Here is an 11,092-nt window from a genome sequence, read left to right on the forward strand (position 1 = left end):
CCTTTTTCTGTCAAGTTCAGCCTTGTCGCCCGATCGGGCGACAAGGCTGAACTTGACAGAAAAAGGCGTTGCTTCTGCGGTTCTTCGAACCGCCGGCCTCGTCGCCCAGCGGCTTTGCCGCTCGGGGGGATGGGCGACAGGCCGAATACAAGAGATTAGGGTTGTGGATTGAACTGAACCGTGCTGTGCTCCTGCGACCCTTTGGGTCGCGCAGTCCGCCGCCCCGGCAGGCGGAGGGCTGCAACTCGTCGGAGCTCGTTGCTGCTCTCCGCTGGCGGCGAACTGCATTAATCATTAACAAGGTGCACCGAAGACGCACATGAAAGAGCGGGGTGAACTTTGAGTGGCGAGTTGGGCTGAGTTCTTGCGGTTCGTAGAACCGCCGGGCTTGCGGCGGGGCATCTTCGATGCCCGGGCCGGACGCCGCAGCCCGAACCTGCGAACATTGGGCGATGTTGGTGGTTGGGCAGTTGCGACCTTTAGGTCGCTGTCCTTGGCGAGAGCGACGCATTAGCGGCGCGGGGGAGGCGCGCCGAGGACGAACTTTGCAGAATAGGGCTGTGGTTTGGACGAAACTCTTGCGACCCTTTAGGGTCGCTCGGGCCGAAGCCTCCCGCCGCGGAGGCCCGCAACTGACGTTGCAGTGGGCCCCGCAGGCTTCGGCCGCCAACGTCAAACAAAAAAGTAGGGTAGAGGCTGGCAATAAAACACCCTGTGGGTGCCCGTTTATTCCGAGAGGCAGCGCAACTGATTGCCTGGGCCACGGACGTGTACATAGCAAGGAACGAGATACTGCATGCCAAAACTCAAGAATACACCGTAGGTCGCACTGACAGCGGACGACCAAATAGGCCCCTCGGTGCCGACAGACATTAAATCGCCTAATTGTCCTGCGTTTCCCGCATCGCGGAAGCCCGGGGCGGTGCCGACCGGTATTCGAATTGCAAAATCTGAATGGAAAACGGGCCCAAGCCCGGGTTCTAAGTCCCCAATCGGTTCCGTCGAAAGCTCCCTTGCCCGTTTATTCCGAGAGGCAACGCAACGGAAAGCCGTGACCGCGGCTGTCTGCGTGACAGGAATCGATCCCTGTCGCATTGAAGTTCAAATACACACTGTTATTATCGCTGACAGCGGACGACCAGCTATAGCCGAAGTTGCCGATATATATGGCATTCCCGAATTGTCCATGATGTCCCGGATCGCGGAAGCCCGGGGCACGTCCACAAGGCATTTCCATGCCACCCTCTGCCTCGAGCAGCCGAGCGTCTCAGTCCCCTCAATGCCGCCGTTCACAGAGATACTTAGTGGCCCTCCGCCAATGTATACAATTGCGCGATCTCTTCCGGCCAGCGACTCTCGTCCGGCGTCTCCAGAATCAGCGGCATGTCGTCGAACCGTCGATCCCGCGCGATGTACCGGAACACCGGCCATCCCAACGTCCCCTCGCCCAACGAAGCATGGCGGTCTACCCGGCTGCCGAAAGCCTTCAGGTCGTCGTTCAGGTGCATGCCCCGCAGGTAACCGAAGCCGACCACCCGATCGAACTCCGCGAAAGTCCGCTCGCACGCCTCCTCCGAACTCAGGTCGTACCCCGCCGAATAGGCGTGGCACGTGTCGATGCAAACCCCCACCCGGCTCTTGTCCGCCACCTTTTCGATGATGTGCGCCAGGTGCTCGAACCGCCAGCCGAGATTCGAACCCTGCCCCGCCGTGTTCTCGATCACCGCCGTCACCCCTTTCGTTTCGGCCAGCGCCCGGTCGATCGACGCCGCGATCCGGTCGAGACACTCCTCATCGCTGATCGCCCCCAGCGAACTGCCCGGGTGGAAATTGAGCCGGTCGAGGCCCAGCGCCTCGCACCTCTTCATCTCGTCCGTAAACGCCGCCTGCGACTTCAGAATCGCCTGGTCGTCCGGATTCCCGAGGTTGATCAGATAGCTGTCGTGCGGCAGGATCTGAAACGGCCGATACCCTCCCGCTTCGCAATTGGCCCGGAAAGCCTCGATTTGTGCCGCCGTCAGGGCGGGGGCCACCCACTGGCGTTGATTTTTGGTGAACAGCGCGAAAGCGCCGGCGCCGATCCGGCGAGCGTTCAACGGGGCGTTCTCCACCCCGCCGGCCGCGCTGACGTGGGCTCCGAAATATTTCATAGTCAGGCTCTGATTTTATTTTTGTAAATTCGCAAGCGGAAATAGCGGCCTGCGACGATTCGATGTCCGTCCGCTTCGCCACTGCAATCTTATGAGAACAAAACTACATATTTCGTACCGAAAAACTCTCCTCGCCTGCCTGATTCTGTTCGGAACCGGCAGCGTGGCCCGGGCTCAGTTCAATCCGAAGAAACAGGCCGTGCCGCTCGCGCCGGTGGCTCCCGACACAATCCGCGTGCCGAAGCCTACCACCGACATGAAGTTCGAACTCTACAGCGAGGCCTACGACAAATACCTCCGCAAACTGCGCTCCAAACAACGCAACAGCTACAAAATCGCTCCCCGGCTCGACATTTCGCAGGTGAGCTTCAATAACTGGCAGAAAGGGGGGGACGACTCCTATTCGGGACTGGCCTCGCTCAATGCCGAACACAATTATGTTGCGCCGGTCTTCAGCATCAAGACGGTATTCGACGCCAAGTTCGGGATTATGCGCGCCACGGGTCAGACGCGCAAAAATGCCGATTATTTCAACTTTTCGACCACACCGAGCTGGAATATTTCCGAACGGTGGAAACTTTCGGGGGCGTTGATCTGGAAATCGCAGTTCACGAAGAGTTACGACTACCCGAAGGACAAACCGAAGGTCTGGAAATCGACCTTTATGGCGCCGGGAACGGTCGAGGTTTCGGTCGGTTTTACCTACGAGCCGCCGAGCAAAAAACTGAATATCCTGCTGTCTCCGGTGGCGGGCAAGATGATCTTCGTCCTCAACGACTCGTTGGCGCGCAAGGGGGGATTCGGCATTGACCCGAACAAGGAGAATCCGAGATTCAAAGCCGAGATCGGTGCCCAGCTGCGGGTGAACTTCAATACGAAATTCGCCAAGGAGAAGATCGAATACATTACGAAGTTGGAGTCGTTCTGGAACTACTCGAACGTGCCTTCGGCGACGTGGGAAAATACGCTGAATTTCAAGATTACGAACGTGATTTCGGCCAGCGCTTTCGTGAGCATGATCTACAACGACCAGATCACCACGCCGGACGCGCAGGCGAAGTTGGATGCGGGTCGGCGGCCGAAACCGTGGGATTACTTGCAGATTTATCAGTCGGTGGGGTTCGGTTTGCAGTTCAATATTGCGTCGAAACCGCACAAGCCGGTTCAGGAGAGCACCATCACGAAGTCGCGGCTGAAGTATAAGAAATAGACGGCGGGGGTGGGGCTGTCTAGCTCGGTACCTTTCTTTGTGCTTTGTGCGCGTCACTTTAGTGGGTCGGATGCCCGGGCGGGACGCAACGAACATTGTGAGTTTGCGGGCCTCCCGAGGGGGAGGCGTCCGGCCCGCGCGGCTTTACGAGCCGCAGGAGCCCAAATAGGGTAGGGGCACCTAATTAGGGTAGTTCCAGCCAGTATTCGGGTGCCGAGCGGCACCGTTTATTCCGAGAGGCAACGCAACTGAAAACCGTAGGCTCGATCGTTCGTAAGGCCGGGGTCGAGAATCGTCATGTTGAAATTCAAATCCACACCCGAGATGCCGCTCGTGGCGGAAGACCAGCTGTAGCCGTAGAGACCGATATAGACCGCATTGCCAGGCTGCCTGTGAGCGCCCGGATCGCGGAAGCCCGGGGCGGGTGCCGTTCGGCACTCGAAGGCTGGCCGTGTCAGCCTTAATCATGTTTCCGTTATTTTTTCCACTCCCGAAACTCCGGACGGCGCAACAGCTTGTCCCAAAGAGCGCTCCAGGCGAATCCGACATGCGCCCCGAGCGTTCGGAACAGACCGTAATGTTCCCGCATGATCCGCCACCGCTCCCGGAGGCTCGCCCGGCGGCGGCGCGTCGAGAGACCGCCCGGCGCGAAACAGCTCACGACGAAACCCACATCCACCACCGACCGCGCCCGTTTCAGGCAGGCGATCACCCACTCGATATCCGCCGCCAGCCGGTATCGCTCCGTGTCGTACAGCGGCGCGATCGTCCGGCGCACGAGGAAAGACTGGTGGCACACCACCATTCCCCGCTCCAGCGACCGCCACGTCAGCCCCCTGTGCGGCAACGGCTTCTTGCGCAGCCCCAGCGGCCTGCCCGCCTCGTCCGTCACCAGCGTCTCGCCGTAGTAGATATCCGCCCCGGCCGGCAGACCCGCTCCGAAAATCCGCGTCAGCGCATCTCGCTCCCACACCGTATCCCCCGCGTTCACGAACCACAGATAGTCGCCCGTCGCCGCCCGGATTCCCTTGTTCATCGCATCGTACAGACCCCCGTCCGGCTCGCTCATCCCGTAGGCGATCCGGTCGCCGAACCGCTCCATCACCTCCCGCGTGCCGTCCGTCGACCCCCCGTCGATCACAACCAACTCCAGCTCCGCCGCCGAACGATCCAGCGCCGTCAGATTCGACAGCGTCTTTTCCAGCTCCGCCGCCCCGTTCCAAACTACCGTTATCACCGAAACCTTGACCATAGCCCCTTGCTGCTAAAAATAATTCCGCGTAAAATTACTATATTTGGGCCGATTTCGTGCCTTTCCCGCCGGGCGGCACATCTTTTGTTTCGTACCGCACATCATGAGTAATTATAGAACCACCGTCCGCCTCACCCTGATTCTTTTGGCCGTCCTGCTCGTCGGCGCCGCTTTGGGCGTGATGCTCGAACGTTCGGCCCTGCGCGACACCTACCGCACCGTCCGGGAAGGGGACAAACTCGGATGGGCCCTGACCCAGATCGAAAACCGGTATGTAGACCCTATCAGCCGCGACTCGCTGGCCGAGCTGGCCGTGCCGATTCTCTTGCAGGAGCTCGATCCGCACTCCGTCTATATTCCCGCCGAGGAGTTCGCCTCGACCAACGAACCGCTGACCGGAACGTTCGACGGGATCGGCGTGATGTTCAATATGTTGTCCGACACGGTGCAGATCACGAACGTGATCTCCGGCGGGCCGAGCTCGGCGGCGGGCATCGTGGCCGGCGACCGTATCATCACGGTGAACGACAGCCTGATTGCCGGCGTCAAGATGGATCAGAACAAGGTCGTCGGCCTGTTGCGCGGCAAACGCGGCTCGACCGTTCGGCTGGGCATTCTGCGGGCGCCGGCCAAGGAGCTGCTGCCGATTACGGTCACCCGCGGCGCCGTTCCGGTGAAGAGCCTCGAAGCCGCTTTCATCGTGCCGGGACATCCCGAGATCGGTTACGTCCGCTTCGGCCATTTCGCCGCTTCGACCCATACCGAAGTGACCGCGGCGTTGAATCGTCTGCGCGAGCAGGGGGCTCGGAAAGTCATCCTCGACCTGCGCGAGAACGGCGGCGGATACCTCGATCAGGCGATCTATATCATCAACGAGTTTCTGCCGGGCGGCCAGCGGATCGTCTATACCGAGGGGCATGCCTCGCGCCGTGCCGACCAGTTTGCCGACGGAAACGGGCGGTTTCTGGACATGGAGCTGGCGGTGGTGATCGACGAGAATTCGGCCTCGGCCAGCGAAATCGTCGCCGGAGCCATTCAGGACAACGACCGCGGGGTGATTGTCGGGCGCCGGTCGTTCGGCAAGGGGCTGGTGCAGGAACAGATCTCGTTCCCGGGCGACGGATCGGCCATGCGGCTCACCATCGCGCGGTACTATACCCCGGTGGGGCGATCGATCCAGAAACCGTACACCCCGGGGAACGATGCGGAGTACCATGCCGAAGTGATGCGCCGTTTCGAACACAACGAGATGATGACCGCCGACAGCATCCGGCAGGACGACTCGCTGCGGTTCGTCACGCCGGGCGGCAAGGTCGTTTATGGCGGCGGCGGGATTATGCCCGACCTCTTCGTGCCGATCGACACGACTTTCATTACGCCGTATTTTTCGAAACTGTTCCAGAAAAACCTGATTTTCCGCTACGCTTCGCAGATGACGGATCGGTATCGCAAGGAGATCAACGCCATCGAGACGCTGGCCGAGCTGGATCGCTTTTTCGCCGACAAGAACCTCTTTTACGACTTCGTCGCCTATGCCGATCGGCAGGGAGTCCGGCCTACGGAGACCGAGATGAGCCTCTCCAAACCGATGATTACGGCCCAGATCAAGGCCTATATCGGGCGGAATACGGCTTTGAACGAGAACGCTTTCTACTACTATATCCTGCCGCAGGACAAGACCCTGCTCCGGAGCGTGCAGGCGTTGGAGGGGACGGATGCCCCGAAACCGGCCGCTGGCGGGGATGAACGGCGGTAGATGCGTTCGGAGGGATAGAGACAACGGGGGCTCGCAGTATAATCGACTGCGAGCCCCCGTCTTATTTCAGGCGTCGTTTATCGGCCCTTAGCCCCGTCGCCGATGCCCATCTTCTCCAACAGAGGCCCCACCGTCGGCTCGTGGCCCGCAAAGCGGACGTAGAGCGTCATCGGATGTTCGCTGCCGCCCGGCGTCAGGATGTATGACCGGAACGCCTGCGCCGTCGCTGGGTCGAAGATGCCCCGCTCGCGGAACCGCGCGAAAGCGTCCGCCTCCAGCACCTCCGCCCACTTGTAGCTGTAGTACCCCGCCGCATAGCCCCCGCCGAAGATGTGACCGAAACTCGTCGAGAAACAGCTTCCCTCGACCCGCGGCATCACCTGCGTCCGTTCCGTCGCCCGGCGTTCGAACGCCGCCACGTCGCACCCTTCGTCCAGCGGCTCCGCGATCGAGTGCCAAGCCATGTCGCACAGGCCGAACTGCACCTGCCGCACGCAGGCGTAGGCGGCCAGATAGCGCCGTGCCGCCTCGATCCGGTCGATCAGCTCCGGCGGCATCTTTTCGCCCGTCTCGTAGTGCGCCGCCCAGAGGTCGAGAAACTCCCGCTCGGCCACCCAGTTTTCCAGTATCTGCGACGGCAGCTCCACGAAGTCGCGCCGCACGTTCGTCCCCGTCAGACTCGGATAGCTTCCCCGGCCCAATATCCCGTGCAGTCCATGTCCGAACTCATGGAAAATGGTCGTCGCCTCGCTGAAACTCAGCAGTGAGGGCCGTTTTTCGGTCGGCTTCGTGAAGTTGCACACCAGCGAGACGATCGGAATCACCGCCTCACCCGTCTCCGGGTCGCGATACGCCTGCCGATACGACGTCATCCACGCGCCCCCCTGCTTGCCCGGCCGTGGGAAGTAGTCGATATAGAGGATGGCCATGGGCCGGTCGTCGCCTCCCGAGCCGTCGTAGACTTCGAAGGCCCGGACGTCGGGATGGTAGATCGGAATCTCCTTGTTCTCCTTGAACGAGAGCCCGTAGAGCCGTCCGGCGAGCAGGAACATCGCCTCCTGCACCCGCTCCAGCCGGAAATAGGGGCGGGTCGCCTCGTCGTCGAAATCGTAGGTCGCCGCCTTGTATTTTTCAGTGTAATAGGCCCAGTCCCAAGGCATCAGCGTCCCGTCGAAACCCCGGCTCTCCGCGTAGGCACGGATCGTCGCCACCTCCCGTTCGGCATGCGGTTTGGCCCGCTCCAACAGCTCGTCTAACAGGCCGTTCACCCGTTCGGCGCTCCCCGCCATCCGGTTTTCGAGGGCGTAGTCCGCGTAGGTACTGTATCCTAACAGATTGGCTAACTGGAGGCGCAGGTCGGCGATCCGGACGATGATCCGGCTGTTGTCCTGTTCGCCGCCGTAGGCCCGGCTGTTGTAGGCCCGGTAGAGCTTCTCGCGCAGGTCGCGCCGCTCGGAGTAGGTCAGGAACGGAATGTAGCTCGGCGCGTGGAGCGTGAAGAGCCAGCCGCTCAGTCCCGCCGCCTTCGCCTCGGCCGCAGCCGCGTCGCGTACCGCCTCCGGCAGCCCTGCGAGCTCGTCCGGCTCGGTCAGGTGGAGCCGAAAGGCATTGGTCGCAGCCAGCAGATTCTGCTCGAAACGCAGCGTCAGCCGGGCCAGCTCGTTGGTCACGCCCCGGTATTCGGTCTGGCGTTCCGTGTCGAGGTTGGCTCCTGAGCGGACGAAGCCGCGGTAGCTCTCTTCCAGCAACATCCGCTGCTCGGCCGAGAGTCCCTCGAACTCATCGTCCGCCGCGGCTTCGTAAACCCTTTTCACCCGGTCGAACAGCCGGGGATTGAGCATCACGTCGTTGCTGAAGTCGGTGAGCATCGGCGAAAGTTCCAGCGCCAGGGCCTGCATGGCGTCGTCGGTTTCGGCGCTGTTGAGGTTGTAGAAGAGGGTCATGGCCCGCTCCAGCGGCTGTTGGGCGAATTCGAGGGCTTCGATGGTGTTGGCGAAGGTCGGCTCCTCGGGCCGGGTGGCGATCCGGTCGATCGCCTCCCGGCTCTCCGCAATGAGGCGTTCGACGGCCGGCCGGTAGTCTTCGATGCGGATCCGGTCGAACGGCGGAACGCCGTAAGGGGTCGTCCATTTGCTCAACAGCGGATTGGGTGCGGTATCGTTCATGTTTGTGCGTTTTTTTGCGGGTTGAGTATGCGGTCGCCGGAGCGATCCGTAGGGTTAAAGATAGCGATTCGGCGGGTTCCGTTCAAAAAACAGGTGATTTTTCCGTTTTCGGTCGGATGATAATTCGGAATGGTATATTTTTTGTAAGTTCAATAGGGTGTTTAACGAAACTTTAAATCCGATCTATTATGGGAAAAAAGAGTATCCACGGTACACGTACCGAACAGAATCTGCTGAAAGCTTTTGCCGGTGAATCGCAGGCTTGGGCGCGTTATACGATGTTCGCCAAAAAGGCCCGGAAAGAGGGGTACGAGGTGATCGCCAAGTTCTTCGACGAGACGGCGGCCAACGAACAGCAGCACGGAAAGGTCTATTTCGAATTGTTGCAGGGCGGGATGGTCGAAATCACGGCCTCTTATCCGGCGGGGGTGATCGGCACGACGGCCGAAAACCTGGCCGAAGCGGCCGAAGGGGAACACGACGAAGGGCATGTGCTCTATCCGGAGTTCGCCCGGATTGCCGAAGAGGAGGGTTTTCCTGAAATCGCGGTTAAATTCCGTCTGATAACGGCGGTCGAAAAGGATCACGAAGCGCGGTATCGCAAGCTCCTGAAGACGCTCGAAGCGGGCGAGATGTTCAAGAAAGATACGCCCCAGTCCTGGCGTTGTCGGAAGTGCGGTTATGTGCACAAGGGCAAGGAGGCGCCGGAAAAATGTCCGATTTGCGACCATCCGCGGGCCTATTTCGAGCTTATGGACGACAAGTTTTAGGCTTTCTGTGCCGTCGGTTTGCGTCCGGCGAGGAGATTCTCCTCGCCGGACGTTTTTTTATTGGGTGTAGGTGGTGGCGGCGTTTTGTCCCCGTTTATTCCGAGAGGCAACGCAACTGAAGAGCGTAGGCGCGGTAGTACGCGAAGCCGGGATTGAGGGTCGCCACGTTGAAATACAAGTACACCCCGTTGCTGCGGCTCACCGACGACGAATAGCTGAACCCGTGGTAGCCGACGGCGCTCAGCGTGCCATTGGCTCTCTCGCGGTAGCCCGGGGCGGGATGTTGCCGGTCGTATATTTTTTATTATTATCTATCTGATTGAAGTGGGCGGGATTGCGGCGGTTTATCTGTGGGAAAGGTGTGTAATTTTGATGTTTATAGTTGATTATTAGTGTATTGTAGAAATAGTGAAAACTCTTCGAATAAAAGCATGGTCGATGTCTTGTATGTTTACAAAATGTATTATCTTTGCCTTGTAGAACGATTCCGGAATCCAATATTATAAACATTTTTAAAACCAGCTATCCATGAAGAAAATATGGAAATTCCTATTCGGGTGCCAGTGCGGCAAGCCGTTTCCGAGAGCCGAAGAGATGTGTCGGCGAATGAAACCGACCGAACATTTTGTCGTATCCCGATCCGGTGAAAAACGATGAGTCGAAAATACGAAGACATGCGCGAGCACCGCGCTCGGGCAGTGACCGTTTTGGATCGGGTCAAGGAGAGTCGGAAAGGCTTGAAAATTAGGTACGAACGGATCGACGAACACACTTGGGTCGAACGTTCGGAGGGTACAGAATCATTAAAACAACCACACATGATGCAATCTACAGTTACTCGGCAGGATGCCGAACAGGCCATTGCGCTCTATCGCACGGCGAAGAGTGCCAAAGCGGAGTACGAAGCCGTGATGGCCGATGCGGAACGAATTATCAATCAGTTCGGTCGGGCGAATCTCGATCAGTTTTCGGAGGGGCGGCTGGAGCTCGACAGCGGAACGTTGGCGCTCAAGAGCGGCGCGGCCAAACCGCTCAAAGGCGGTCGGCCGCTGACGACGGCTGCCCGGGCGGAGCTGGCGGCCCTGCTTCCGGAGGCTTATGTGCGTCTTTCGTGCGATTTCGCGGAGTTGTACGGTTGTCGGGATAAGATGGTGCGGCAGCTGCTGGCGGCGCGCGGAATCGAGATCGTCCGGGACGACAAGTTCGTGGTTTTGTAGGCTCGATTGCCTCTTGCGGTGAGGTCGGATTTTTTGTATGATTTATTTCTGAATTTTATATCGAATCGTTATGGCTTATAATAAAAAAGGATACTACAAGCGCGCTCGGGCTTTGCAGGAGCTGACGGCGCAACATTACGAACCGGAGCGGCACGACCGTTGTTACAAGTGGGTATGGCGTCGGTTTGTCTATCCGCAGTTCGGTATCTGTTATCACAGTTATTTGCGTTACCTGCACACGGTCGTTCCGACTGAGGAGAGTTAGTTGATCGGGCAACAGGTGTCCGGTCGGATACGACAGGCCCGCGTCCCTCTCGATTCCGAGAGTGGCGCGGGCTTTTGTTTTGTTTATGGGGCGGGACTGCGGCGGAGCGAAAGCGGAGCCGCAGTGAGGCAGACACAGGGCAGTGCTTTAGGGCTTTGATTTTGGCTGGCTGTGGGCGGTGCTTGTGCGACCTTTAGGTCGCCGTCCTCGGAGCGCAGCGAACGCCATAGGCGGGCGCCGGGGGATGCGCCCGAGGACGAACTTCCAATAATGGCCTAGTTCAATAGGCGTGCTTTTGCGGTTCGCA

At 59.5% G+C, this 11,092-nt stretch carries 9 protein-coding genes; 5 read left to right on the plus strand and 4 right to left on the minus strand.

The window, feature by feature from the left end:
* Nucleotides 1-1,021: 1,021 nt before the first annotated feature.
* On the minus strand, nt 1,022-1,237 hold the full coding sequence (locus QZ302_RS06360; RefSeq protein ID WP_294593752.1) for a hypothetical protein: 216 nt from the start codon (nt 1,235-1,237) through the stop codon (nt 1,022-1,024).
* Nucleotides 1,238-1,301: 64 nt separating this feature from the next.
* The gene (gene nfo, locus QZ302_RS06365) at nt 1,302-2,150 is read right to left on the minus strand and encodes a deoxyribonuclease IV (RefSeq protein ID WP_294593754.1); all 849 of its coding nucleotides are present in this window, start codon (nt 2,148-2,150) and stop codon (nt 1,302-1,304) included.
* 91 nt (nt 2,151-2,241) lie between these two features.
* Here nfo and QZ302_RS06370 point away from each other — a divergent pair, with 91 nt between their 5' ends.
* On the plus strand, nt 2,242-3,360 hold the full coding sequence (locus tag QZ302_RS06370) for a DUF3078 domain-containing protein (RefSeq protein ID WP_294593756.1): 1,119 nt from the start codon (nt 2,242-2,244) through the stop codon (nt 3,358-3,360).
* A gap of 475 nt (nt 3,361-3,835) precedes the next feature.
* On the opposite strand, the gene QZ302_RS06375 is transcribed toward QZ302_RS06370, so the two are convergent.
* The gene (locus tag QZ302_RS06375; protein WP_294593759.1) at nt 3,836-4,612 is read right to left on the minus strand and encodes a glycosyltransferase family 2 protein; all 777 of its coding nucleotides are present in this window, start codon (nt 4,610-4,612) and stop codon (nt 3,836-3,838) included.
* A 103-nt stretch (nt 4,613-4,715) separates the two neighbouring features.
* Between QZ302_RS06375 and QZ302_RS06380 the strand changes: the two genes are divergently transcribed.
* Nucleotides 4,716-6,368 carry a S41 family peptidase gene (locus QZ302_RS06380; RefSeq protein ID WP_294593761.1) on the plus strand — a complete coding sequence of 551 codons (1,653 nt, stop codon included), beginning with the start codon at nt 4,716-4,718 and terminating at the stop codon, nt 6,366-6,368.
* Between the two features lie 77 nt (nt 6,369-6,445).
* On the opposite strand, the gene QZ302_RS06385 is transcribed toward QZ302_RS06380, so the two are convergent.
* The gene (locus tag QZ302_RS06385) at nt 6,446-8,533 is read right to left on the minus strand and encodes a M3 family metallopeptidase (RefSeq protein ID WP_294593764.1); all 2,088 of its coding nucleotides are present in this window, start codon (nt 8,531-8,533) and stop codon (nt 6,446-6,448) included.
* A 188-nt stretch (nt 8,534-8,721) separates the two neighbouring features.
* Here QZ302_RS06385 and rbr point away from each other — a divergent pair, with 188 nt between their 5' ends.
* The 3 genes from rbr (at nt 8,722) to QZ302_RS06400 (ending at nt 10,785) form a co-directional block, all read left to right on the plus strand.
* A complete protein-coding gene (gene rbr, locus QZ302_RS06390; protein ID WP_294593766.1) occupies nt 8,722-9,303 on the plus strand; it encodes a rubrerythrin in 582 nt (193 codons plus the stop codon).
* A gap of 653 nt (nt 9,304-9,956) precedes the next feature.
* Nucleotides 9,957-10,520: a hypothetical protein gene (locus tag QZ302_RS06395; protein ID WP_294593768.1), complete on the plus strand. Its 564-nt coding sequence runs from the start codon at nt 9,957-9,959 to the stop codon at nt 10,518-10,520.
* A 70-nt stretch (nt 10,521-10,590) separates the two neighbouring features.
* Nucleotides 10,591-10,785, plus strand: coding sequence for a hypothetical protein (locus QZ302_RS06400; protein WP_294593770.1), 195 nt, complete (start codon nt 10,591-10,593; stop codon nt 10,783-10,785).
* The last annotated feature ends 307 nt before the right edge of the window (nt 10,786-11,092 follow it).

The organism is uncultured Rikenella sp. (assembly GCF_910579375.1).
In the GTDB taxonomy this organism is placed as follows: Bacteria; Bacteroidota; Bacteroidia; order Bacteroidales; family Rikenellaceae; genus Rikenella.

Excerpts from the sequence above, each read along its gene's own strand:
- QZ302_RS06360 (WP_294593752.1), bottom strand. The coding sequence starts at position 1,237 with ATGGAAATGCCTTGTGGACGTGCCCCGGGCTTCCGCGATCCGGGACAT.
- nfo (WP_294593754.1), bottom strand. The coding sequence starts at position 2,150 with ATGAAATATTTCGGAGCCCACGTCAGCGCGGCCGGCGGGGTGGAGAAC.
- QZ302_RS06370 (WP_294593756.1), top strand. The coding sequence starts at position 2,242 with ATGAGAACAAAACTACATATTTCGTACCGAAAAACTCTCCTCGCCTGC.
- QZ302_RS06375 (WP_294593759.1), bottom strand. The coding sequence starts at position 4,612 with ATGGTCAAGGTTTCGGTGATAACGGTAGTTTGGAACGGGGCGGCGGAG.
- QZ302_RS06380 (WP_294593761.1), top strand. The coding sequence starts at position 4,716 with ATGAGTAATTATAGAACCACCGTCCGCCTCACCCTGATTCTTTTGGCC.
- QZ302_RS06385 (WP_294593764.1), bottom strand. The coding sequence starts at position 8,533 with ATGAACGATACCGCACCCAATCCGCTGTTGAGCAAATGGACGACCCCT.
- rbr (WP_294593766.1), top strand. The coding sequence starts at position 8,722 with ATGGGAAAAAAGAGTATCCACGGTACACGTACCGAACAGAATCTGCTG.
- QZ302_RS06395 (WP_294593768.1), top strand. The coding sequence starts at position 9,957 with ATGAGTCGAAAATACGAAGACATGCGCGAGCACCGCGCTCGGGCAGTG.
- QZ302_RS06400 (WP_294593770.1), top strand. The coding sequence starts at position 10,591 with ATGGCTTATAATAAAAAAGGATACTACAAGCGCGCTCGGGCTTTGCAG.